General features: G+C 58.6%; 17 protein-coding genes and 1 tRNA gene. 6 read left to right on the plus strand and 12 right to left on the minus strand.

Annotation, left to right across the window (positions count from 1 at the left end; translation table 11 throughout):
• Window positions 1-171 precede the first annotated feature (171 nt).
• Window positions 172-1,722, plus strand: a complete 1,551-nt coding sequence (locus phaeop14_RS07725; protein ID WP_096789196.1) for a trimethylamine methyltransferase family protein — start codon at window positions 172-174, stop codon at window positions 1,720-1,722.
• Window positions 1,723-1,783: 61 nt separating this feature from the next.
• On the opposite strand, the gene phaeop14_RS07730 is transcribed toward phaeop14_RS07725, so the two are convergent.
• The 7 genes from phaeop14_RS07730 to phaeop14_RS07760 form a co-directional block, all read right to left on the minus strand.
• The gene (locus tag phaeop14_RS07730; protein WP_040169224.1) at window positions 1,784-2,527 is read right to left on the minus strand and encodes a glycosyltransferase family 2 protein; all 744 of its coding nucleotides are present in this window, start codon (window positions 2,525-2,527) and stop codon (window positions 1,784-1,786) included.
• Between the two features lie 73 nt (window positions 2,528-2,600).
• A complete protein-coding gene (locus tag phaeop14_RS07735; protein WP_040178578.1) occupies window positions 2,601-3,290 on the minus strand; it encodes an ABC transporter ATP-binding protein in 690 nt (229 codons plus the stop codon).
• A complete protein-coding gene (locus phaeop14_RS07740; protein WP_096789197.1) occupies window positions 3,287-4,057 on the minus strand; it encodes an ABC transporter ATP-binding protein in 771 nt (256 codons plus the stop codon). Before phaeop14_RS07740 ends, phaeop14_RS07735 begins: the two co-directional genes overlap by 4 nt.
• A complete protein-coding gene (locus phaeop14_RS07745) occupies window positions 4,050-5,033 on the minus strand; it encodes a branched-chain amino acid ABC transporter permease (RefSeq protein WP_040169228.1) in 984 nt (327 codons plus the stop codon). The genes phaeop14_RS07740 and phaeop14_RS07745 overlap by 8 nt, the downstream gene beginning before the upstream one ends.
• Window positions 5,033-5,953 (minus strand): branched-chain amino acid ABC transporter permease, encoded by a 921-nt coding sequence (locus phaeop14_RS07750; protein ID WP_040169229.1) that lies wholly within the window; start codon window positions 5,951-5,953, stop codon window positions 5,033-5,035. Before phaeop14_RS07750 ends, phaeop14_RS07745 begins: the two co-directional genes overlap by 1 nt.
• A 99-nt stretch (window positions 5,954-6,052) precedes the next feature.
• Window positions 6,053-7,189, minus strand: coding sequence for an ABC transporter substrate-binding protein (locus phaeop14_RS07755; RefSeq protein WP_096789198.1), 1,137 nt, complete (start codon window positions 7,187-7,189; stop codon window positions 6,053-6,055).
• Between the two features lie 529 nt (window positions 7,190-7,718).
• Complete coding sequence (locus phaeop14_RS07760) at window positions 7,719-8,384, minus strand: hypothetical protein (protein ID WP_244905818.1); 666 nt, start codon at window positions 8,382-8,384, stop codon at window positions 7,719-7,721.
• Window positions 8,385-8,655: 271 nt separating this feature from the next.
• Between phaeop14_RS07760 and phaeop14_RS07765 the strand changes: the two genes are divergently transcribed.
• On the plus strand, window positions 8,656-11,907 hold the full coding sequence (locus phaeop14_RS07765; RefSeq protein WP_096789200.1) for a chemotaxis protein CheB: 3,252 nt from the start codon (window positions 8,656-8,658) through the stop codon (window positions 11,905-11,907).
• A 104-nt stretch (window positions 11,908-12,011) separates the two neighbouring features.
• Here phaeop14_RS07765 and phaeop14_RS07770 read toward each other — a convergent pair whose 3' ends face one another.
• Both phaeop14_RS07770 and phaeop14_RS07775 read right to left on the minus strand, forming a co-directional pair.
• Window positions 12,012-14,423, minus strand: a complete 2,412-nt coding sequence (locus phaeop14_RS07770) for a transketolase-like TK C-terminal-containing protein (RefSeq protein ID WP_096789201.1) — start codon at window positions 14,421-14,423, stop codon at window positions 12,012-12,014.
• 114 nt (window positions 14,424-14,537) lie between these two features.
• Window positions 14,538-15,743: a methionine gamma-lyase gene (locus phaeop14_RS07775; RefSeq protein ID WP_040178590.1), complete on the minus strand. Its 1,206-nt coding sequence runs from the start codon at window positions 15,741-15,743 to the stop codon at window positions 14,538-14,540.
• A 94-nt stretch (window positions 15,744-15,837) separates the two neighbouring features.
• Between phaeop14_RS07775 and phaeop14_RS07780 the strand changes: the two genes are divergently transcribed.
• The 3 genes from phaeop14_RS07780 (at window position 15,838) to phaeop14_RS07790 (ending at window position 19,814) form a co-directional block, all read left to right on the plus strand.
• A complete protein-coding gene (locus phaeop14_RS07780) occupies window positions 15,838-16,326 on the plus strand; it encodes an Lrp/AsnC family transcriptional regulator (protein WP_096789202.1) in 489 nt (162 codons plus the stop codon).
• A 122-nt stretch (window positions 16,327-16,448) separates the two neighbouring features.
• A complete protein-coding gene (locus phaeop14_RS07785; RefSeq protein WP_040169240.1) occupies window positions 16,449-18,221 on the plus strand; it encodes an adenylate/guanylate cyclase domain-containing protein in 1,773 nt (590 codons plus the stop codon).
• 132 nt (window positions 18,222-18,353) lie between these two features.
• On the plus strand, window positions 18,354-19,814 hold the full coding sequence (locus phaeop14_RS07790; protein WP_096789203.1) for a phosphatase PAP2 family protein: 1,461 nt from the start codon (window positions 18,354-18,356) through the stop codon (window positions 19,812-19,814).
• 16 nt (window positions 19,815-19,830) lie between these two features.
• Here the strand turns inward: phaeop14_RS07790 and phaeop14_RS07795 are convergent, their stop codons facing one another.
• Complete coding sequence (locus phaeop14_RS07795) at window positions 19,831-22,839, minus strand: hypothetical protein (protein WP_096790257.1); 3,009 nt, start codon at window positions 22,837-22,839, stop codon at window positions 19,831-19,833.
• Between the two features lie 453 nt (window positions 22,840-23,292).
• Here phaeop14_RS07795 and phaeop14_RS07800 point away from each other — a divergent pair.
• A tRNA-Asn gene (locus phaeop14_RS07800) sits at window positions 23,293-23,367 on the plus strand.
• Window positions 23,368-23,447: 80 nt separating this feature from the next.
• Here the strand turns inward: phaeop14_RS07800 and phaeop14_RS07805 are convergent.
• Complete coding sequence (locus phaeop14_RS07805; RefSeq protein ID WP_096789204.1) at window positions 23,448-24,701, minus strand: AGE family epimerase/isomerase; 1,254 nt, start codon at window positions 24,699-24,701, stop codon at window positions 23,448-23,450.
• A 42-nt stretch (window positions 24,702-24,743) separates the two neighbouring features.
• Complete coding sequence (locus phaeop14_RS07810) at window positions 24,744-25,811, minus strand: ABC transporter ATP-binding protein (RefSeq protein ID WP_096789205.1); 1,068 nt, start codon at window positions 25,809-25,811, stop codon at window positions 24,744-24,746.
• Window position 25,812 lies beyond the last annotated feature (1 nt).

The following is a 25,812-nucleotide window of genomic DNA, read 5'->3' on the forward strand; positions in this document are numbered from 1 at the left end:
GCACGATGGAGCAGCGACATGGCAGCCAACCAGCCAGGGAAACAGTCAGGGGAACGGTGGGTCATCAGCCTGATCGGCCGCACTATCGGCGCGTCCCGTGGTCGGGCGGCACGGGGACGACCGCGGCGGGTCTGAGACATTCAGATTTCATTTCAGACCCAGAGAGACCTTATGACAGATCAATCAAACTCCCCTCGTGCGGCCCGCAGCGGTGGCCGCGCTGCCCGCCGTGCTGCCCGTGCAGCCCCCCTTGCCGACCATCTGCGCCCCATCCGGGCCGGGTTGGAGGGCGGGCTTTACCGCCCGCTCAGCGACGCCGGTGTCGCACGCATTCACCAAGCCGCGCTGGATGCCCTGGAGCAGATCGGCCTTGCCGACGCGCCCCCCAGCGGGGTCGCCTATCTGAAAGCTGCGGGCTGTATCGAAGGGGACGATGGCCGCATCCGCTTTCCCCGTGCCTTGGTGGAGGACACGATTGCCAAGGCCAACAGATCAGTCACCCTGTTCAGCCGGGACGGGAAAAACGATCTCGAACTCTCCGGTAGCCGGGTGCATTATGGCACCGCCGGTGCTGCGGTCCATGTGGTTGACGTCCATGGTCGGACATACCGCGATTCAACTGTGCAGGACCTGCACGACGCCGCCCGGATCACCGACCAGCTGGACAATGTCCATTTCCTGCAACGGCCCATGGTGTGTCGCGATATCCTCGACAATATGGAAATGGACCTGAATACGGTCTACGCAAGCTGCTCTGGCACGCTGAAACATATCGGAACATCCTTTACCGAGCCGAGCCATGTGCCGCCGGCTCTGGAGATGCTGCATATGATTGCAGGCGGTGAGGGCAAGTGGCGCGAGCGGCCGTTCATGTCCAATTCCAACTGCTTCGTTGTGCCCCCGATGAAGTTCGCCACCGAAAGCTGCGAGGTGATGGAACTGTGCATCAAGGGCGGCATGCCGGTTCTCCTGTTGTCCGCTGGCATGGCTGGCGCAACCGCCCCGTCAACAATTGCCGGCGCGATTGTGCAGGCGGTGGCCGAATGCCTGGCCGGTCTGGTTTACGTCAACGCCGTCAAACCCGGCGCACCCGCGATTTTTGGCACCTGGCCGTTTGGGCTTGATCTGCGAACCGGGGCGATGTCGATCGGATCTGGCGAACAGGCCCTGCTGACGGCGGGCTGCGCGCAGATGCATCATTATTATGACCTGCCGGGCGGGGCCGCCGCTGGCGCCTCTGACAGCAAACTGCCCGACATGCAGGCCGGATGGGAGCAGATGTGCTCCAACGTGATGGCGGGGCTGTCGGGGTGCAACATGGTGTATGAAGCAGCCGGAATGCATGCCTCACTGCTTGGGTTCTGCCTTGAGTCCCTGATCCTGAGCGACGATATGCTTGGTCAGGCCATGCGCTGCGTGCGCGGGATTGAGGTGAGCGAGGATACCGTCGCCATTGATCAGATCGCTGAAGTCTGCCTTAGCGGTACGGGCCATTATCTGGGTACGGACGCTACGCTGAGCCGGATGCAGCAGGATTTTGTCTACCCGACATTCGGGGATCGCACCTCTCCCAAGGAATGGGCCGAGCTGGACAAACCCGACCTCATAGAAAAGGCCGTGGCCCGCAAGGAACAAATCCTGAGCCAGGCCTCGCAGGCGCAATTCGACCCGGTTCTGGATCAGGCGCTGCGGGAGCGATTTAACATTCACCTGCCCAGATAAGTCATTGAAATACCTATGGGCATCGTCACGGACTGCCCATAGGTGAACTTCGACGCCGATCTCAGATGGCCTTCAGCCGCTGCCGCAAATATTCCAGCCAGCCACGAAAACTGGTGCTCTTGGCAAATTTTTTGCGCATGTATCGCAGCTCTTTCTGCCGTAGCGCCTTGCTGACAGAGGCGCTGACCTGGCCTTCGTGCATGCGGTTGGCGATCACTGTGTCTGGCACCACCACGGGATCTCCGTAGGCATCCCACAGACGTTTATAGAGGTCCACATCCATCAGCCAGATCAAGGCTTCGTCGAACTCCATGGCCGAAGTCCGGCGCATGGCGAGAACCGAGGGGCTGGACACCGTGTTCTTGCCAAAATGCAACCGATCCGTCAGGCGGGGACGCATCGGACGGGTCACACTGCTGCCGTCCCGCGTGACACCAGAGCCGCAGAGGCACCAGTCCGCCCCCTGCCCCATTGCATCATGTATATGCGCCAACCCGTTGGGATCTATGATCAAATCATCCTGAAACAGAACCTTGATAATCTCGCCATTTGCATGGGCCATTGCGTTATTCACATTGGCCGATGCCTGTCGCAACCCCTCGCGGTTCCACAGATGGGTGATGGTCAGCCGGTCGGCATAGTCCCGGCAGACCTCAGCAACCGCCATGTCATCGGATTGATCTGATACAACGATATCGAAATCGCTAAAACTCTGGTGGCAGAGATGGTCAAAGGAATCCGCCAGATAACGTGCACCGTCCCCGCCCATGGCATAGGCAGGAATGCAGAGGGTGATTGCAGGCATGGCGGGTTCCTTGGCCGGGGCTGTTTTGCCCTGCCTAACAAAGCCACAGCGCAAGTCCAAGCCGCGGACCTGCCTAAACGCCCAGATAGCGGTCCTTCAGTTCGGGCGTCAGCGCGCCCATCGCACCTGTCCAAACCGTCGTGCCCTTGTTCACAATCACCGCGCGATCCGCCACGGCAGCCAGTTCCCGCAGCGTTTTGTCCACCACCAGGATCGACAGGCCACTGTCGCGTTTCAGTCGCGCAATCGCCGCCCAGATCTCCTGCCGCACCACTGGCGCCAACCCTTCGGTGGCCTCATCCAAGATCAGCAGCCGCGGGTTGATCATCAACGCACGACCAATGGCGAGCATCTGTTGCTCGCCTCCGGACAAAGACGACGCAGTCTGATCGCGCCTCTCCGCCAAGCGGGGAAAGAGATCTGCCACCATGGCAAAATCCCAAGGGCCGGGCCGTGCGGCAGCTCTCAGATTTTCTTCGACCGTGAGTGGGGCAAAACACCGGCGGCCCTCAGGCACCAACCCGATGCCCAGGCGCGCGATTTTATGTGAGGGCAGCTTGCGCAGGTCATTTCCGGCGAAATGCAGCGTGCCTTCACTCGCTGGCAGCATGCCGCAGATGGTCTTGATTGTGGTCGACTTACCCATCCCGTTGCGCCCCATCAGCGCCACCACTTCGCCTTCGCCAATGTCCAGATCCACACCAAACAAGGCCTGAGATGGTCCATATGATGCAGTAACATTTTTAAGAGATAGCAACATCATACCGCCTCCTCTTCACCCAAGTAGGCGCGTCGCACCTCAGCGTTGTTGCGGATCTCATCGGTGGTGCCGGTGGCTATGACCTCGCCATAAACCAGCACGCTGATCCGATCCGCCAAGGCAAAGACCGCGTCCATATCATGCTCCACCAGAAGGATTGGTGCCTCGCGGCGCAGTGTGTCCAAAAACCCGGTCAGCGCCTGCGATCCCCCCGCGCCAAGACCGGCCATCGGCTCATCCATCAAGAACAGTTTCGGCTGCAGCGTCAGCGCCACCGCCACCTCCAGTTGGCGCCGTTGACCATGTGACAGATCAGCGGTCCGCCGCTTTGCATCGCTCAGCAGGCCCACGCGCTCCAACGCCTGTTCCGCCTGCGCCACCAGTGCCTTGTCTCGCATCACATTGCCAAGGAACCGAAACACGCCACCCCGCGCACCAAGCGCGCCAAGCACCGCGTTTTGCAACACCGTGAAATCCATCGCGAGCGCGGAGATCTGAAAGGTGCGCCCCAGCCCCATCCGGGCTCGTGCGACGCGGCTCAGGTCATCTACCGGGCGACCGAGCAGCGAGACCGATCCGTTGTCAGGACGAAGTTCGCCGGATATCTGCTTGATAAGGGTTGATTTTCCGGCGCCGTTGGGGCCGATCAACGCATGGATTTCACCAGCGCGCAGATCCAGTGAGATGTTCTTGCTGGCCTGCAACGCGCCGAAGGATTTGCTCAGATCCCTGACCTCCAGGACCCGTTTAGCGCCCGTTAGATCAGTCATGGGCCACCTCCCGTCCGCTGATCGCACCGATCACGCCACCACGGGCGTAAAGCACGATGATCAGCAGCAGCCCGCCCAGGTAGATCTGCCAGTAATCGCTGATCCCACCCAGAAGATGCTCCAGCAGGATGAACAGCGCAGCGCCGATGACCGGGCCAAACAGCCGACCCACGCCACCGATGATGACAAAGATCATAATCTCACCACTGGTATGCCAGCTGAGCATGGTGGGGCTGACAAAACGGTTCAGATCGGCAAACAGCGCCCCGGCCAAGCCGGTGATCGCGCCAGAGATAACAAAGGCCGTCAGACGCAGCTGGTAAGGGGTGATGCCAACCGTCTCCACCCGCGCCTCGCATTGACGCGCAGCAGAAAGCGCCAGACCAAAGGGCGCGCGCGCCAGCCGGGCGGCAAACCAGAGCGCCGCACAAAGGATGGCATAACAGATCAGGAAAAACTGCAAAGGTACCAATGTGTTCAGACCCGGAAACTCATTGCGCACCCAGATCGATAGCCCGTCCTCACCGCCATAGGCTGACCAACTGATGGCAAAGTAGTAGAGCATCTGACCAAAGGCCAAGGTGATCATGATGAAATAGACGCCAGAGGTGCGCAGCGACAGCGCGCCAATCACCAGTGCCGCAAGCGCGCTGGCGACAACCGCCACCAGCCAGATCACCGGCATTTGGTTGGTGCCTTCGATCAGCATCGGCCATTCGGCCAGCGGTTCGTAATTCTGCGCGTGGGCCGCCAGGATTCCCATCGCATAACCGCCGATCCCGAAAAATGCAGCATGGCCAAGGCTCACAAGCCCACCAATCCCCAGCGCAATATTGAGACCAACCCCAGCCAGCGCAAGGATTGAGACCTTTGTGGCGAGGGTGATCAGAAACGGCTCTTCTGCCATATGCGCCCACAGCGGTATCGCGAGCAGCAGCAGGATCACCGCAGCGTTCAACAGGTTTTCACGGCTCATCAGTGCTGCCCCCCATAGAGACCGGACGGGCGCACCAACAGGATGAGCGCCATCAGGATGTAAATCAGCATCGACGCCAGCGATGCCCCGACGGATGTCGCACTGGCAGGCTCCATGAACAGCGCAAACAGCTGCGGCAGGAAAACGCCGCCCAATGTATCCGTCAGCCCCACCAACAATGCACCGACCATCGCTCCCTTGATCGAACCGATGCCGCCGATGACAATCACCACGAAGGCCAGGATCAGCACCGGCTCACCCATGCCGACCTGCACCGATTGAATGGCTCCGACCAAGGCACCGGCCAGCCCGGCCAGCGCTGCGCCAAGGGCGAAGACCAGCGTGTAAAGCTTTGAAATATCGACACCAAGTGCCGCAATCATCTCCCGGTCACTTTCGCCGGCGCGGATCTGGATCCCGATACGGGTGCGCGCGATCAGCCAGAACAACCCGGCTGCGACCACGAGACCAATGGCAATGATGGTCAGACGATAAAGCGGGTATTCAATGCCCCCCGGCAGGCTGATCGGACCCGACAGATAACCCGGCACATCCAGAAACAGCGGGAAAGATCCAAAGACCCAGCGCGTGCCCTCGGAGAAGATCAGGATCAGCGCAAACGTGGCCAGCACCTGATCCAGATGATCCCGGTCATAGAGTTTCCGGATCACCAGAAGTTCGACCAGCGCGCCAGCCGCTGCGGCGGCGGCCAGGCTGGCGATCAGGGCCAGAACAAATGAGCCGGTCCAAGCCGCAACAACCGCGGCGGCAAAGGCACCAACCATATAAAGCGCACCATGCGCCAGATTGATCAGCCCCATGACACCAAAGACCAAGGTCAGGCCGGCCGCCATGAGAAAGAGCATCACCCCGAACTGCAATCCGTTCAGGATCTGCTCCAGTATAAGTATGAGGGACATGAATTCGTTCCACCAAAGCAGAGGCATCACACCTCCGCAGCCATTGGAATGGGAGGATGCGAGCCGGATCTCTCACCGGCCCGCACGCCTCAGATTGTCTTACATCTTGCACTCTGCCGCATAGGCGTCAGCGTGATTTTCCAAACCGGTTGCGATGATCTTGTTGGTGAAAACATCCCCTTCCTGAATGACTTCGCGGACGTAGATGTTCTGGACCGGGTGGTGGTTGTCGCCGAATTTGAAATCACCCCGAACGGAGTTGAACTCCGCAGCCTTCAGCGCCGCGCGGAAGGCCTCCTTGTCATCAACACTTGCCTTGTCCAATGCGCTGAGGATCAGGTTCGCAGTGTCGTAGCCCTGGCTTGCATAGAGCGAAGGGAGGCGTTCATATTTCTGCTCAAAGGCGGTGACAAAGGCCGTGTTGGCCGGATTGTCGAGATCCTTGTTCCACTGCGAGGTGTTCTTGATCCCCAATGCAGCACCACCGACCGCCTGCAGAATGCCCTGATCAAAACTGAAGGCCGGGCCAACAACCGGCAAATCAACACCGCTGTCTGCATATTGCTTGAGGAAGGAAATGCCCATGCCACCCGGCAGGAAGAAATAGACGCTGTCGGCACCGGAAGCGCGGATCTGCGCAATTTCGGCCGCGTAATCGGTCTGACCCAATTTGGTGTATGCCTCACCGGCCAGATCGCCCTGATACATCCGCTTGTAGCCGGTCAATGCATCTTTCCCAGCCGGGTAATTCGGGGCGAGGATATAGCTGTTCTTCAGGCTCGCATTATTGGCAAAGGCACCCGCCGCCTCATGCAGATTGTCGTTCTGCCAGGCCACGTTGAAGTAGTTTTCATGGCAACGCTTTCCGGCCAGTGCTGACGGACCGGCATTGGGCGACAGGTAGAATACGCCTTGCGCCGTGGCCGCCGGAACCACCGCCATAGCGAGGTTCGACCAGATGATGCCGGTCATGATATCGACCTTCTCCGATTGGATCATCTGATCAGCGATCTGTACGGCGCTTTCGGGTTTGCGCTGATCGTCTTCGATCACCACTTCGATATCGTCGCGGCCTGCCTGCTCCATCGCCAGCATGAAACCGTCGCGCACATCGACGCCAAGGCCCGCACCGCCGCCGGAGAGTGTTGTGATCATACCGATCTTGGTCTCAGCGCTCGCGGCCAAGGCCAGCGTTGATACGGCTGTTGCCAGCGCCATGGTCTTCAGTGTCGTCATTGATCCATCTCCCTGATCTGTCTGAGCAATGAGGGCCGCTTCTGTGGCAACTCCCCGCCGCTTACTCTTTCTGATTGGACTGCACGGCGCCAGCTTATTGCGGCGTTCTTCAGATTTGTCAGTCTACACCCATATGCTCATGCCGGAGGCAGAGCACATGCGCAGGAGGCAGGTCGCGCTATGTCCAAGGACCGTTTCATCAGTCCTTCAAGGAAGCCTAGGCTGAAGTCCATATTTATTTCAAGATTAAAATATCTAACCTTAAAACTTATTGCACCAGCAACCTTACGTCCGGCCCCGACGTTGCAGCGGGTTTTCTAACCCTCGTTTGAGACGGTGCCTGCCTGCCGGGAGTGGGCGCGCGATTGGCGATGCCGTGAACAGAACTGGAAATTTCAGGAGAAATGTGACCAAGCGGTAGTCTTAGGCACGCCGATCACAACAACACATTGAATTTGCGATACGATGGCAGGTTGTAATGCTGCCGTCGGCGCGCAAACATACAGTCGGGCTCTGCAAACGATGTCATTCACTGACAGGACGTGAGGTGACGCGGTTGCTCTCTCATCGCTTCTGCACTTTGACTGCTTCTACGCTGGCGCTCAAGACCGTCAGTGTAGCGCTTCACAAGCTCAATCTGAAAGCGGATCTCGTGGACACGGTCAGCCAGCTGCTGACTGAGTGACCCGATTGCACTTTCTGCGTCGACCAGGCCGTCCTCCGTTGCGGAAAGGACATTGAGCAATGGCAATGCCAGATCCGTCAGCACCTGCGCGCTTACCTCTCGGGTCAAATCCTCAAGCCCGGCACCGAACCCCACGTCGGGGCGGAAAGCGTAGCCGATGCCGCCGACGCTACACCGAAACCGAATGATGATCGACTGGCTACCGTCTTCGTCGACAGTTGAGAGAACATGTGCCCCTGCCAGAACAAGGCCCGGCACCTCAAGAATGAGCGATGGCAACGAAATCACCTGTGTTTCACCCGACAACATATTGACACAGTCAGTCAGGCCATCCGCAATGGCATCGCAGAACACTTCATCAAGAGGCATCGTGTTTACGAAGGATGTTCGATTTCGAAACGCAGGACTAACCACTTCGCAGGACCGTACATGGGGAGCCTCACCCTGATCGGCGATCAAGTTCACTATGAACCGCCGCTGATCTTCTCCAGCCTCGGAACTGTCAGTCATAGTTACCACATTCATCACAACCAACCTATACAACTGGAGGTGCTTTAATATCTAGTTAGGAGTCGTTTATAAATTATTTATGCAGCGTAGATTGGAGTAACAATCTCAGTCAAGCCTTATGCAGCCATAGATTGCAATAATGCATTTCACCCCCAATACCCTCATCCCGAGTAAACCAGCATCCCAATTTGACCTTTTTTTAATTGATCATGGACCTCTTGGTGCTGAAGGCGCTAATAGATAGAGCATACGATAGACGATAGGCACACATATGACAACGCGAACTACAAAAGACCTGACGATTATCGGTATCGGGTCGTCGGCAGGCGGGCTAGAAGCCATCCGCGAACTGGTTGCCACTCTCCCGGTGGATGTGCCTGCGGCCTACGTTGTCGTACAGCACATGTCGCCACACCACAAAAGCCTGATGACAGAACTGGTGGCGCGTCAGACCCAGCTGAAGGTCGGAACCATAGAGAATGGCACCGTGCCTGAGGCCAATGTTGTCTATATTACGCCCCCCAAAAGCGATGTAATCTTCTCAAACGGTCGTCTCCATCTGTTGCAGGATCCAAATGCCGAACCTGGAACGCCACGCCCCTCGGTGGACCGCTTCCTTGTCAGTCTGGCGGAGCAAAATGGCGATAATTCGATGGCGATCATTCTCTCTGGGACGGGCAGTGATGGCGCCTATGGCGTACAAGCCATTCGCGAGGCCGGCGGCATCACCATTGCTCAGGATGCCGAGAGCGCAAAATACGACGGCATGCCTGTAGCCGCAGTTCAGACTGGTTGCGTAGATTTGGTCCTACGGCCCCAGGATATTGGTGCAAACCTGCAAAAAATCCTGTCCTCACCGCGTGATTTTACCTCCTTTCGTAACGAGAACAGCCTGCGAGATTCGCCGGTATCGGACCTGCTTCAAATCCTGTTGGCGCGCACGCGTGTGGATTTCCGCGACTACAAGCAGACAACCATCAGCCGCCGGATTGAACGGCGTATGATAGCCCTTGGGATTGAAACTCAAGAGGAATACACGCAGTTCTGCCGTAACAATCCCCATGCGGTTGATGCTCTGTTCAAAGACCTGCTGATCTCAGTCACGCGGTTTTTCCGTGATCGCGAAGAATTCGAACTGCTGAAGGGGCTGCTGCCTCAGCTTATCAAGGAGCGTGGTCCCGGACCGCTGCGAATATGGGTCGCGGGCTGCGCCACTGGTGAGGAAGCCTATTCGATCGCGATGGTGGTCTCAGAGGCGCTTGGCAATCCGACCAATCAGCTCAAATCGCGGGTACAGATTTTTGCGACTGATATCGATAAGGATGCGTTGAAAACGGCGCGCAAAGGGGTCTACAGCCTTGCGGCGCTGAACGATATTCCCTCTGAGCTTGCGGATAAGTACTTGATCCGTCAGACCGACGGTGTGCGGGTGGTCGACAATCTACGCAATGCAGTTCTGTTCTCCGACCACAATGTTTGCCAGGATCCCCCTTTCCAGAAAGTAGATCTGATCTGTTGCCGTAACCTGCTAATCTATTTTGGCAATCCGCTTCAGCAGAAAGTCATGTCTCGGTTCCACTATGCGATGTCACCGCATGCGCTGCTATTCCTCGGCACTGCGGAAAGTGTTGCGGGGTCGGATGAACTGTTCGTGCAGGACCGCTCCACGTCGCATGTCTATCGCAAGCGGTCCCTGCGCGCCCATCAGGCACAGCAACCCTACAATATGCCCTCGGTTCCGATGATGGCGCAGCGGCCGACAATCAAGCCACCGCCACAGCAAGGTCCATCCACCGATCGTCAGCTTTTCGAAGCGCTGGCACAGTCTCTCGGCAAGAACTCGCTTTTGGTCACCGAGGATTTCTCTATTGCGCGAGTCTATGGGTCCGTTAGCCAGTTTATCGAAGTAAATGAGACCAGTTCGCTGCGGATGCATCTTGACCTGTTGCGCAGTCCTCTGCGCGAAGAGGCCCGCAGCCTGATTACCATCGCGTTGAAGAACGGCGCCCATAAGGGGGGCGTCCGTCATCTTCTGGCTGAAAATGACGATGAAGAAATACGTTTAGATGTCTATCCGATTATTGCCAAAGATATCAGCGAGCGCGCCGCACTGGTGGTATTCACCCCGGTAACCGTTGACCGGTCCAGGATGAACGCGGCGCCAATTGTCGGCGATGAGGGCGACGCGACCTTCGAACGGATTCGCAATCTGGAAAATGAGGTTGCAACAACCCGAGAAGCGCTGCAGCAGACCATCGAAGAACTGGAAACCTCAAACGAAGAGTTGCAGTCACTCAATGAGGAGCTCCAATCCACCAACGAAGAGCTACAAGCCACCAATGAAGAGCTCGAAACCTCAAGCGAAGAACTGCAATCCACCAATGAAGAGTTGATCACCGTCAACGAGGAGCTGCAGGTCACGGCATCCGAGCTGAGTGGTCGTACAGGCGAGCTGATTTCCGTTCTTGAGAGCACCCCATTGGCGATTGTCGTGGCGGACAGCGCCTTGCAGATCACGCAGGCAACTCTGGCAGCGACGCGGATGTTCAACATTCGCCGTCCGATCTCCAGCCCTCACATCAGCCAATGCGCTCTGCCCGAAGGTTTCCCGATACTGGCACCCATCTGCAGCGAAGCGTTGCGTCTTGGCCAAACTGTAACTGAGGAATTCACTTCTAAAGGGACGCGCATCCACCTGATCTGCTCGCCCTATTTCGACGTCAACGGGCAGATCCTTGGGGTGACCATGGTGGCGTCAGAATTCCCCGGCATGGCGCACGAGATGGAGATGATCCTCGACAATTCCAAGCTGTTGCTGATGAACCGAACCCGTAGCGGAGAGATCCTGCGGATCAGTTCGGCCTACGCAGAACTTCTCGGTCCAAGCCGCGACAAAGCGCTGTCGAAAAATGTCTTCAACCTGGCCTCTGATGCCGGCGTTGATGAGCAGATGCTCAAGAATGATGCAAAGGTTCTCGACACTCAAAACGGTTTTGATCATGAACTGCTGCAAGTGAACCTTCCTCATGAAGAGAGCACCCGCTGGATCAGCATGGATCGCCACCGCTTCCCTCATCATATCACTGAAGAACCGACCATCTTCACCATTGGCACTGATGTGACCGAAACTGTGGAGGCGCGTAAACACGCTGAGGCGCTGCTGATGCAGGCTGAAATGGTGCAAGACATGGTTGGGATTGGCTTCTGGTCCATTGACTCCGATGGTCAGACCCCCTTTTGGTGGCCCAAAGTCTACGAGATTCATGGTGTAGATCCCGAAAGCTATAATCCGGAAATCGACAGCGCAATTGCGTTCTTCCACCCTGACGATCGCGAGGACGTTCAACGCATCGTCTCCGAGGCCATCGAAGCCGGCACTGGCTTTAACTTCATCAAACGTTTGATCCGCGCCGATGGCTCGGAGATTCATGTGGAAAGCCAGGGCGTGGCAGTGCGCGACGAAAACGGCGAGGTGACACGGTTGGTCGGTATCTTCCGCGAGGCGCAACAGGCTGTCGGCTGACCAGCTTTAACTTCGGCAATAGCAGTTAAAGAAAGGCGCAGGTGACTGCGCCTTTCTTTATATTCGATTTCTGCGTGCTTCGCCCAGTCCCCACGGCACAAGCATTATACGACTTTCAGCCGTTTGCCTGCGGTTAGCCCGTCTGCGGCTGCGGTGATGGCTTGCGCGTCGATGCCGAAGTGACGGTAGAGATCGCCGATGGTGCCGGTTTGACCAAAATGCTCGACGCCAAGCGGAATAGACTGATGCCCCTGAACGCTCCCCAGCCAGCTCAGGGTTGCGGGATGCCCGTCAATCACCGTGATCAGCTTGCAATGGTTGGGCAGCTGAGCCAGCAAGGTCTCGATATGGCTTTGCGCCTGCGGCAGGCCACGTGCCCGCGCCCGCTGCGCTGCGGTCCAGCCCGCATTCAACCGGTCGGCTGAGGTGACGGCCAGCACGCCCACGTCCCGGCGACCCTCGCCAATGGCGGCAGCGGCTTTGATGGCTTCGGGCGCGACAGCCCCCTGATAGGCAATCACCACATCACAGTTCGGCCCCGGCTTTTTCAGCCAGTAAGCACCATCAATGGCCCCCTGCCGGAAATCATCGTCACCACGTTTGCCGGGCTGTTCAATCGGGTTGGTGGTCAGTCGCAAATAGACCGAGCCGCCGGTCTCATCACGCAGCCATGTGCGCTCATCCGGGTCACCTTCGCCGTCGCGCTGGAGATAATCGAACGCCCATTCCATAATCACCGCCAGCTCATCCACGAAGGCAGGTTCAAACGCAGCCAGCCCGTCCTGGCTCATCCCGATCAGTGGCGAGCCGATGGATTGATGCGCGCCCCCTTCCGGGGCCAATGTCACCCCAGATGGCGTGCCTACGATCATGAAACGGGCATCCTGGTAGCAGGCATAGTTCAGCGCATCGAGGCCACGCGCGACGAAGGGATCATAGACGGTGCCAATCGGGATCAACCGCTTGCCAAACAGCGATTGAGACAGGCCGGCAGCCCCCAGCAGCAAGAACAAGTTCATCTCCGCAATGCCCAACTCGATATGCTGGCCGTCCGGTGTAAACTCCCATTTGGCGGTCGACGGGATCTTATGCTCGATGAACGCATCCGCCTGGGCCGTGCGGGCAAACAGCTTGCGCCGGTTCACCCAAGGACCAAGGTTGGTGGTGCCGGTCACGTCCGGAGACATGGTGACAATCCTCGTTGCCAGATCGCTGTCGCCTTTGGAGAGGTCATCAAGGATCTTGCCAAATCCCATCTGTGTCGACATTTCGCGGTCGGTCTTCACCTCCACCGTCGGCACAGGCAAGCGCGCGTCCTGATAACGCCGCGCGCCCTTGGCAAAAAACGGGGCCTGATCCAGAAACCCTTGCAGCGCAGCCGCATCTTTGACCGTTGCAAACGGCTCCCATTCCTCGCCCTCAGCGACGCCCATATAGCGCTGCCATTCCGCCATCTGGGTCTTGTTCATCAGGCCGCCGTGGTTGTCCTTGTGGCCCGCGATGGGCGTGCCCCACCCCTTCACCGTATAGGCCAGGAAACAAACCGGGCGGTCATGGTCGATGGCGGCAAAGGTTTCGGCCATAGTGGTTACGCAATTGCCGCCGAGGTTTTCCATCAGCGCCGCCAGCTCCGCATCCGAACGTCGCTCGATCAGTGCAGTCACATCCCCCTGATCGCCCAGATCCTCCATCAGATGCTGGCGCCAGACCGCTCCGCCCATGAAGGTCAGCGCCGAATATGTCTGGTTCGGGCAATCATCAATCCACTGACGCAGCTTGTCGCCGCCCGGCTCCTCAAATGCGGCGCGCTGCAGGGCGCCATATTTTACCTTCACCACATCCCAGCCAAAGGCGTCAAAGATCTTCTCGATCCGCTGGAACAATCCTTCGCGCACGATCCCGTCAAGGGACTGGCGGTTGTAATCAATGATCCACCAGGTGTTGCGCAGATCGTTTTTCCAGCCTTCCTGAAGGCATTCATAGACATTGCCCTCATCCAGCTCAGCGTCGCCGACCAGCGCCACCATGCGCCCCTGCGGCGCGTCCGCACCCCAGGATTTCGCGGTGATATAGTCCTGAACCATGGACGCAAAGGAGGTGATCGCCACGCCCAGACCCACAGATCCGGTGGAGAAATCCACGTCATCAATATCCTTGGTCCGGCTGGGATAGCTTTGCACGCCGCCAAAGCCGCGGAAATTCTCCATCTTCTCGCGGGTCTGGTTGCCCATAAGATACTGGATCGCATGAAAGATCGGCGAGGCATGGGGTTTCACCGCCACCCGATCCTCAGGCCGCAGTGCGCTGAAATAAAGCGCGGTCATGATCGACACCATGGAGGCGGAGCTGGCCTGATGGCCACCGATTTTGATGCCATCTTCCTTGGCGCGCAGGTGGTTGGCGTTGTGGATCATCCAATGTGACAGCCATAGCAGCCGCTGCTCAATCGTCTTGAGCATTTCAGAAGAGGGTGTCGGCGCGGCGGATGTCGGGGTCATGGTCAAACTCGTTGGCATAAATCGAAGCTACCCCTCCCGCCGGAGTGCGGAGGGGGCCTTTTACAGGGGCGACCTGAAGGGCGTGGCGGTTACATCAGGCGGCTAAAGGGAGCGCGCCGGGCAAAGCCGAAATCAGGCAGCGGCGTAGGCGTTATGCGAGGACAGCGCCTGCATCAGATCGTCAATGATATCGTCGACACCTTCAAGCCCTACTGACATCCGTACCAGACCTTCAGCGATCCCATGTTCGGCGCGCTCCTCAGGGGTATAGGTCGAATGAGTCATGCTGGCCGGGTGTTGGATCAGGGTTTCGGCATCGCCCAGTGATACCGCACGCTGGACCATCTCCAGCCTGTTCATCATGGCAATACCGCCCGCCTTGCCGCCGACCACCTCAAACGGGATCATGCCCCCAAAGCCCGACATCTGCCGCCGCGCCAGATCACCTTGGGCAAAATCATCAAGGCCGGGATAATAGACGCGTTCCACCGCCGGGTGCGATTGCAGAGCCTCGGCAACCTTCAATGCGGATTTGCAATGGCGCTCCATGCGCAGTTCCAGCGTCTTCAGGCCGCGCATTAGCAGCATTGCGCTGAAGGGTGACATAACCGCACCGGTCATATCCTTCAGCCCGACCAAACGAATCTGGGTGATATCCTCCTTGGAGCCCACCACCAGACCAGCAATGACATCCCCGTGCCCACTGATGAATTTGGTGGCTGAATGCACGACGATATCAGCGCCCAGTTCGATCGGTCGCGTGATGACCGGCGTGGCAAAGGTGTTGTCGACCACCACTTTGGCACCGGCTTTATGCGCAATCTCAGAAATTGCAGCGATGTCGATCAGGCGGTTATTGGGATTCGCCGGCGTCTCAAAATAGACCAGCTTGGTCTTCGGGCTGATCGCCTCAGCCAGATTGGTTGGGTCCGTCATATCCACCAGGCGTACCTTCACGCCAAAACGCGGCAGGCCGTGGGTCATAAACGAGAAGGTGCAGCCATAAAGCGTCTTGTCGAGAATGATTTCGTCACCCGCTGCAAGGAACGACCACAGGGTCGAGGTGATCGCACCCATGCCGGACGCTGTGGCAAGCCCTGCTTCGCCCCCTTCCAGATTGGCAATCCGCTGCTCCAGATGGTCCAAAGTCGGGTTGGAGATCCGGCTGTAGAAATGCCCTTCACGTTCGCCGGTGAACATCTCACCGCCGGCCTCGGCGGAATCGAAGGTGAACGTCGACGTCAGATAGAGCGGCGGGTTCAGCGATCCCTGCTGCGACTGCGTGTCATAGCCATGGTGGATTGCGCGTGTGGAGAAGCTGGAACCAGTTTTTGTCATGAATATCACCCTATTGCGTTTCCAGCATCTTAGGATGGTCACACGGGCGATTAGTTGCTAATTTACCCTCAAACAGCATAAGGATTGGCATATTATGCCAGAAATACCCAAACTAGACGTGACTGACCGGCGAATTATCCGGGCGCTGCAGCGCAATGGTCGGATGACGAATCTCGACCTCGCGGCAGAGGTCAATCTCTCCCCCTCGCCCTGCCTGCGCCGATTGCGTATTTTGGAAAATACCAATGTCATTCAGGGCTACAGCATCGACGTCGATGCCAAGGTCTACGGGCTGCCGGTCACGGTCTTTGTCCGGGTCAGCCTTGAGAACCATACGGAAAGCGTGGTGGCCAATTTCGAACGCCAGATCCGCGACACACCGGAAGTGCTGGAGTGTTTTGTCATGACCGGCCTGGCCGACTATTTGCTGCGGGTGGTGGTGGCGGATCTGGAAGATTACGAGCGCTTCGTGCGCGCCCGGCTCCATCCCATCGGGGGCATCAGTTCCATCGATACCAGCTTTGTCTACGGCGTCGTGAAAAAGACCGCAGTCTACCCTGAGGTTGAGGGCAACGGAGGCTGATCACCCATCAGGTTCGCTGATTTGCAGATGGTCGGCAAAGATACGACCTCCCCCGCGCTACATTCTTTATAATTCTATACTATTCGATATACTGCCCCCCTATCGGCGGCAGGACATCATCCATGCAGGGGCCCATCCCGACAATCCTTCCCAAAGTCTCGACGCGGCTCACGGCGTTTGCCTTTGCCGATGTGGCCGATTACACGCGGCATATCGAGATCAGCACCACAGAAACGGTGCGCAGATGGTGTCATTTGCGTGATACGGTGCTGCTAGATGAACTGGAACGGTACGACGGTGTGCGGCGGTCTGATGCTGGTGATGCGCTACTGGTAGAATTCACCAGTGCCACTGATGCCGTGCGATGGGCTATGGCAGTGCAGGACCGACTTGCCCAGTCGGACAACGATGCCAACCCGATGAAGATCCGTATCGGTATCAATATCGACGACGTAATCGACGATCAGGGCACTGTGCAATCCGATGGCGTTGTTGTTGCCTCGCGCATTCATCAGCTTGCCGATCCGGGAACGGTAGTGGTGACCAAAATGGTTCGCGACATCGTGCGCGGGAAACTCTCTCTGCGATTTCAAGATCTTGGCTCACCGCTCCTGAAGAACATCGACCGTCCAGTTCAGGTCTATCAAGTCTGTGACGGCAGCGGTGACACCCTTCCCTTACACCCCCATGCGGATTGGAAAAACCGCCCGACGTTGGCGGTGCTGCCATTTCAGGATCGCGGCGCGCAGGCAGAGGAGCAGTATTTCGGTGATGGTATCACCGAGGAAATCATCTCAGGCGTGTCCCGCAGCCGCACAATGTTTGTCATGGCGCGCACTTCGACGCTTAAATTCCGAGGCAGCAATGAGAACCCGGCCGAGATTGGTCGCGGGCTTGGGGTCTCCTATCTCTTGACCGGTTCGGTCGACCGCCACGGGGATCAGCTGCGCATTTTTGTTGAACTGATGGATGTGCTTCGCAACCGCGCCATCTGGGCCCAGACCTACCGCGGAGATTTGCAGGAGCTGTTTGCCTTTCAGGATGAGATCGCCTCCGGTGTGCTGGCGATGCTGGAACCAAAAGTGCTGTCAACGGAGGCGGAGCATATCAGCGCCCGAAGCACCGACAGTCTGGATGCGTATAAATGTGTGCTGCGGGCGCTCGCACGACTCTATCAGCTGGATGACCGCAGCTATGAAGAGGCGATCGCCCTGCTGCAACGAGCCGTGTCTCTCGATCCCAATTACCCACAGGCCCATGCCTACCTTGCATGGTGTATGAATTTCTTTCTAGCGGAAGGTCATTCTCGAAACCCGCGTGACGACATCTTGATCATGATCAACCATTCCCGACGCGCAGTGGAACTGGACCCCGATGACGCGCTGACCCTGTCGGTGCGCGCCCATGTGCTCAGCCTGCATGAAAACAGCCCGGAAGACGCATTGGAACTCTTTGAGGATGCACTAGCGCATAATATGAACCTGCCGCTGGCCTGGGGGCTGAGTGCGACGACATATGCCTATCTCGGCGATGGTGCAGAGGCCCGCGATAGGCTTCTCAATGTCTGGCGGCTGGCCCCCTATGATCCATTGAGCTTCTTTTTCCTGACTGCGGCGGGCCTTGCTGAGTTTGTTGACGGGAACATGCCGGAAGCGATCCGTTTCCTGAAGAACGCCCGCCGTAACAAACCACGCTTCATGGCGAGCCTGCGTCTGCTTGCGGCGTCTTTTGCCCTCAGCGGTCAGGCAGACAACGCACGCAAGGTGGCTCAGGAAATTCTTGATCTGGATCCCGGCTTCTCGGTCTCAAAATTTGCAACTTGGTATCCACTTAAATCGAAGCAGGCTCTGGAGCGACTGATCGACGGATTGATACGCGCAGGACTGCCGGAATAGACGGCAGCCACAGCGCATAATCGGGATACCCGACAATAACAAAATAAACCGAGAGGCAGACCGGCAAAGGCCAGATATCAGCAGCCACGTAGGACGTTTTTTAACTCGTATTCAACGATTTAAGGGGGATTTATGATGGCGGAACATGGCAGTTCACAAGGCGCGTCAAACGGTCTGGGCCTCGGGTTGGGGCTGGGCCTCGGCAATGGTCTGGGCCTCGGAAATGGTTTGGGGTTGGGCAATGGCCTCGGTCTTGGCAACGGATTGGGCGCAGGTCAGGGCTTAGGGCTTGGCCTGGGTTTGGGGTCTGGGCTTGGTCTTGGGCTAGGATCAGGTCTTGGCCTCGGCAACGGTTTGGGGCTCGGCTCAGGGCTGGGACTCGGGCTGGAAGACAACGGCTATCTTCTTGGCAATGGCGCTGACGCTGGTATCGGCACATTGCGCAGCTACTACGCGACGCCAATGGAGCTGGGGCTGCTGCCCTGGACGCTGGATTTTAGCCCCGACAACAACGGCGGTGACCCGTTCCCGCTGTCGATGATCATCAGCCCCTATCAAATCCCAAAAGACAAGGGGACACCGGGACAACCGCAATACCCTATAACGCTGGAATGGATCACCGAGGACTGGGATCCCGCTCTGCGGTTCTGGGCGCTTCCATTTGATCCCAATCTTGGGGAATGGCTGCGTGCAGCAGACAGATCCGAACCCGGCACCATGGCAGCACTGGAATTCGCCTCACAATATCAGAACTGGCATCCCGCCCATGTCGGCGACCGGTGGCTGGAACGAAACGATCTACGTTGGCGCTATGTTCAAACAGGAAGCCCAACGCAATCTCAGGGCGCCGCCAAAGATGCCCTTGATATCATCGTTGCTGAGCTCGAAGTGCTCAAAATGTATATGGAGGATGATCGTCAACAGTATATGGTTGAATGCGATATCCAGGCGGATGGCCTGCCGGCCTATTTGATCCATTTTCTGGGGGCCAACAGCTTTGACCATCCGTTCACGCTCAAACTGATTGATCTTGGACTGGCTGTCGGCAATGTCGCCTATATGAGCTATAAAGCCCATTTTAAACGGGTGCGCCCATCGATACTGCGGCCCGGCCTGACGGTGCCCTTTGGGCCACCCGCCCATCCAGCCTTTCCCAGCGGCCATGCGTTTCTGGCGCATTTCCTGTCCCTGCTGTTGCTGGAAATTCCCGGCGTGGCACAGCGATTTGGGGTGGTGAAAGGGTATAAATCTGATGGCTCAGGCACGGATGTGCAAATCCCGGCGGGCACCTTGCTGCGCAAGCCGACCTATAATGATCTGCTTGGCAGTGATGTGATCGCCTCGCCGTTGCTGACCATGGCGAACCGGATTGCGGTGAACCGTGAAAGGATCGGGGTGCACTACCCCTCCGACTCGACCGCTGGACGGCACATCGCGGCAGGCATCTGGTATTGCCTGATGGACAGCGCCCCGGTGAACCCAGAGGCAAGCGGCGACCCATGGGCGCATATCTCGGTCCCCACACTGCACCGTATCCTGGAGAAGGCGAAGGCCGAATGGTCGACACCCTGGGTCTCCGCTGACATCACATGAGGATCGCAGAGACCTCCTAGGACGCCATATGCAGGCCCAGATTGTTATCACCCGCGACCAGATCAACAAGGGCCTGCACCTTCGTCGGCGGTGACGCCGCTGCGCCAATCTTGACCGTGAAGTCAGCGGCAGGGTCGGTGTTGGCACGGTCATTGATCTGGCTCAGCTCATAAAAGACCACCAGCTGGGTGCCTGCAGGGGCCGCAGTGCGTGCCGCCGTGGTCAGCTGTGTAATCTGCTGCTGATCAGTCTGCACCAGCGTCATGCCGGCCGCGTCCGGCGCAATATCGAACGGTCCGATATCAACCTGCCCGTTCCAGACAACACTGCGCTCCATAACTTGAGCCGACGACTTGTCATTAAGCACCCAACCAGCCCACGCCCGCAGCCGCGCGCCACCAGCGGCCACCGCCCCTCTGTTGCCAAAGCTCGGCAGCCAGCCGGGCATCACCCAATCGGCATCTGCCGCCCAATGAAGCGAGACGGGCACATAGCTGCCCGGTCCGACCTTCACCGGCCCATCCCCGGTCGGGAACACATCGGGACGGCGGTCGCGAATATAGATATCTACGAGCGGCGGCGCCCCCGCCTTGCTGATAATCTCACTCGGCTCGGAGGGGAACATGCCCATGGTTTCATAGGCCCATCGCGTCACCTTGTGAGAGGTGGCGGGCTGCCAGTCTGCTCCGCCTCTCGGCAAGGGTACGGAAGCCGGGGCGCTCCAACCGGCCTCCTCCATGCCAACCTCCAGCATTTCCGCCCGCGACGGCGATTGTGCCAGCCCGGCCATCCCCTGCATCAGCAGATATAGCGCCATATCAGAGGCCCGGGTGCGCTGTGCCCAGTCAGCCTCTGTATCCGCAAGCGTATCGCCGCCCAAGGATCGATACAGCAGGAAGCAGGTGGACGATAGGATCTGCTCGGTCAGATAGGCTTTATGCTCGGTCCCGGAATCCGGCGGATCCTCAATCACAGAGCGATTCAGCAACCCATACCAGCCCCAGCCCATGGCCGGCGTCCGGTCGTGCCGCCGCGGCGCGAAGACAAAGGGAAACGTCCACCCCCGCATCCTCGGGTCGCCGGGATAGGTCGGGCTGGACAGATCCGACAGCGGATCGAAGAACACCGCCGCCAGCGAGTCCCCTGAACTATGAGCAAAATCGAACTCAAGCTGCCCAATCCGGGCCGCCAAAAGGTAATGCCCGAATTCATGCATCATCCAGCGTCCGCAGCTGGCCATACCCAGAGGCTCCAATTGACTGCCCGGCGTCCCAGCCTTCACCCGCGCCCAACGGTTGAGATTGGCCAGCGCCAGATGCATATCGATGCTGGGTTTGCTTTGAAGGGTGGCATCCGGCGCCACTTCATAGCGCACCTGAGCATTGATTGTTCGCCCATCCCGGCCCGGTCCCGGCACGATGCCCGAGCGGTAGTGTACGGCCAGCGGCCCCTCAGCCGTCGCCATGTAACTCTCTGGTGCAAGGCCCAGCCCGCGCATCGTGTCAAAGAAGGTTTTGCTGTGCCAATAGGCGCTGATCGCACTGGATATATTGCGGCGCGGCGGCAGATCAGACAGCCCTGTTCCCGGCAGGGTCTTTGGCAGTTTTCCAACCCCGTCGCCCGGCACAAATCGCGGACAGTTGCGCACTTCATAGGCCGGCTGCTGCATCTTCAGGCCGCTACCCAACCCAATCGCCCGGTTTTCCCGGAACAGGTCTAATATTATGTCCGGCCGCGTTGGTCGGCGCCATGCAAGCGGTGGTGCGGGGTGTGGCGATACCCGCCCCAAGGGGGCGCGCCAATCGGGCGGCGGCACCGGAAATACCCGCACAAAAGGCAGCGGCGGCGGTAGCGGACCGCCCGTCCCCGCCATCGCATGACTGACCAGCGGCACCCGCGTCACGGAGAGCAACTCAACCTCATTTGCGCCCGGCTCCGCCAGACGTACCCGAACGGTCAAACGATAGCTCACAGGTTCGCCGCGCGGCGTATCCTGCCCGCGCGCCAGCAGGGTCAGAGTGACATCCCAGGCCCCGTCGGTGACGTTCTCAGGCTGCGCCGAAAACCGGATATCCTGCAACAGCAGAGACTTCGGCACCACTCCGGCCTGTTTGGCAATATCATCCTCCAGCATCGTGATCATCCGATAGACCGAGGACCGCGCCGCAGGCTGCGCATCCGTTTGAGGTGTCGGCGGGACAGAGGATATATCTGAGGGCGGTGTCGATGTCGCGCTGCTGGCGTCGTCTGAGACCGCAGCCTCAACAGGCGCGTCACCCGTTTCCGTCTCAGAGGATGCAACCAGTGTTGCCGGAGCCACACCGGCCTGAAACCCCAAGGGAACACCGGAGAGGCTGCGCGACAAGCCGCCCAGAACCATGCGTTTTTCGGCATCAGTTCGCCCAGCCAACAGCGATGACAGCGCTTGGTGGGATCCGCCGGGAAACTCTGCCGTCAGGCCACGGATAATCAGATCAAAGCGATCATCAGTGGCGCGTACCTCAATCGGGACGCGGAATCCGGCGGACGGGAACCGCATCAGAAAAGACCCGTGCATCGGGTCAGGAATACCTTCAGTCGCGACGAGAATAACGGTGCCCGGCATCGCGCTCTTTGGATGGCGCGACATGTTCCAGCTGGCGATCTGCCCCTCAAGACGGCTCGGCTCAGCGTTGATTTTGGGCCAGATATCGCACCAATGCAGCAGGCTGCCGCTGGCGGCAACATCCGCCAACAGATCCAGCATCGGATCCGCCCGACCCAGCGGCGGCGGCGTTGCGTTCACATAGTGCTTCAGCTGTTTGAGGTAATGTTCTGCCGCCGTGCTTAGCGCCGCCAGATCAATCTCACCATCAGCACCGCCCACACGCGCAGCCGTCACATAAGGCACCGTCGGATGTGATATCAGGCGCGACGGGCGGCGTGACCCCGGATATTGCCACTCATATCGCAACCAGGCCCGCGGTGTTGTGCCTTCAGAAACATCAGTGGGAGGCCATTTGCCAGGATGTGTCAGTTTCGCCATATCATCCCCCTTGGTGCATGCGCCGAAGGGCATGCTATGTCTGTGTCATAATGCTCACCCGACATCCTCAGGAACGGCCCTCCGCAGAAACACAACGACATAATATGCCGCCGTTCAGCAAAGAGTGACGCGGTCTTTCAATCCCGTCATTTCATTGGAGGTGCGCTGCTGGACTTGCGGCGTCGGCCACGTCGAGCATCTGATGCGCTGCAAACGCAAACCCCACCTCAGGATGAGCCTACCATAGTTTCAGCGCCAACAGTAGGCTGACAGCACACTCCGCCAGTGATCGGCGAAAGCTGCCAAACCATCATGGATGGCCCGGCGACATGCTGGCCACTTTGGATCTCTGACCGTTTGAGAAATGATCTGTCCTTTGGAGGCAAAAAATTTGAAACCAGCGCATTTTTTCTCTGGACGCGCCAGAACGGAAACCATATATCAGCCCCACATTCCGGCGTAGCTCAGCGGTAGAGCAGTTGACTGTTAATCAATTGGTCGTAGGTTCGATCCCTACCGCCGGAGCCAAAGTTTCCAAGGGCTTAGCGTATATACGCTAAGCCCTTTTGGCTTCTGCACTTGTGGTGTTGATGCATCTGCCGCCCTGCTCAGGACAAGAGCGGAGCGGGCAGTTTCTTTAGCCCGGCCACATGGCCCAACGGCAGTGCCCCTAATGGCAGCAGGCAGGCCTGTAGCGCGTGGTAGATGTCCGGCTTTCCAGTGAAGATCGACCGTGTCACTTGCCCGTTCCCATCAATTTCAGGATACCAGCCGCCGCGGGTCTCATCGATAAAATGCGCCTGCGCAAATCCCCAGAGGCGGCGATACCAATGCTCATCCGCGTCTCTGGCGTCCAGTTTCACAAGCGTGGCAACGGCACCGATTGCCTCCGTCACCGGCCACCAGAACCGATTGCCCATCGCGACCTTGCCGTCGAAATCAAGCGTATAGGCAAAGCCACCATCAGGTAACCAGGCGTCGGCTAGCGCGCGTTCAATCAGGTTGCGCGCGCGTGTCGGGGCGCCCGTGTCCCGCCGCCCTGCCAGATCCCAGTGCTGCAACATCAATCGCCCCAGCTCAAATGAATGGCCAGGGGTGGTCCCTGCGGGCCGAAACATCGGATCCCCGGCATAGCTGCGGTCGACTTGCCACCTCTCAGTGTAATGTTCAGGCAGACGCCAGCCTTCTGCAGGCGCAACTTCGCCCACGAAAAAATCGAGGATATGGCCTGCGCGGTCCAAAAATACTGTCTCACCCGTGGCCTCATATGCCGTCAGCAGCGCTTCGACCCCGTGCATGTTGGCGTTCATTCCGCGATAGGTCGAAAACGGTGTCCAATCGCGGTTCCATTCGTCGGCAAACCGTTTTGGCTCCGCTTCCCAGAACCGCTGGTCCAAGACCTCCGCCACATCGCTCAGCAAGGCATCCGCAGCGGGGTGCCCGGCCAGTTTCGCCGACGCCGCAGCCAGCAGAACAAAGACATGGCCATAGGCCAGTTTGCGATCATCCGCGACGGTATCACGGGACAGCGCCCAAAGGTATCCGCCATGGATCTGATCGCGGTGGTGATTGTTGAGATAGGCGATGCCGTGATCGATCATCCGGTCGGCACCGGCGTAGCCGCAGATATGCGCCAGCGCGTAAGAATGGATCAACCGTGTGGTGGTGTGCAGCTCCTGCTTGTCATCCAGCAAGGGTCGCCCTTCAGCATCCAGAGTGTGAAACCCTGGCCCTGCCCGCAGACTCCCTGCGAAGAAATCCAGCTGTCGCCTGGCATCTGCAACCAGATAGGCCTGATGGCCCGCATCCTCCAACCAGGCACCGGGCGCGGAAAGATCTCCGACTGCGGACTGCGTGCTCATCGGCGGCTCTCCTTTTGCTGCCAGGGTCGTGATCGCAGCGGCTCAGGCTGCAGGCCTGAGGGCAATGCCGCGCTCATCGAAAATATGCGCGTTTTGGGCCTGCAGGCGCAAGCCCAGACGCTCTCCACTTCGCACCGGCACATTGCCGTGCTTGCGGATCATCAGCGGCCCAATCCCGTCAACTTTGGCATAGATATTTGTGTCAGAACCCAGACGCTCCACCACATCGGCAACGGCGGTCAGATGCCCCTCCCCCGGCTCCACTACATCCAGATGTTCTGGCCGGATGCCCAGCTCAACCGCAGCAGCGGTGTTCTGCAGATGATCCAGCGTCAGCATCATCCCATTGCTCGCCATCACGCCAGAGGCCGCACCGGACACCGGCAGAATGTTCATTGTGGGGGAGCCGATGAACTGCGCGACAAATTTGTTGGCCGGGCGTTCATAAAGCTCAAGCGGCGAGCCGACCTGCTGTATATCGCCGCCGTTCAACACCACGATGCGATCGGCGAGGGTCAGCGCCTCCACCTGGTCATGGGTCACATAGATCATCGTGGCGCCCAGTTGTTTGTGCAGCCGGGCAATCTCCAGCCGCATCTCAACACGCAGTGCCGCGTCCAGATTGGACAGCGGCTCATCAAACAGAAACGCGCGGGGATCCCGGATGATCGCGCGCCCCATCGCAACACGCTGTCGCTGACCGCCCGAGAGGGCCTTGGGCAGGCGATCAACCAAGGAGGACAGCCCCAGTGTCTCCGCCGCCTTGGCAACGCGGGAGCGGCGCGCCTCGGCGGGATCTTTGCGGATCTCCATGGAGAACCCCATATTCCGCGCCACATCCATATGCGGGTAGAGCGCATAGGACTGAAACACCATCGCAATATCGCGGTCGCGCGGACGGACATCATTCATCCGCTGGCCGTCAATCTCGAAATCACCCGATGTGATCGGCTCCAGCCCCGCAATCATCCGCAGCAGCGTAGATTTTCCGCAGCCCGATGGCCCCACAAGAACGATGAACTCACCGTCCTGAATATCAAGATTGACATCGCGCAGCACCTCCACCGCGCCATAGCGTTTCGCCACATCTCTGAGTTCGATCCGTGCCATG

This window comes from Phaeobacter piscinae, from assembly GCF_002407245.1.
GTDB classification, from domain to species: Bacteria; Pseudomonadota; Alphaproteobacteria; order Rhodobacterales; family Rhodobacteraceae; genus Phaeobacter; species Phaeobacter piscinae.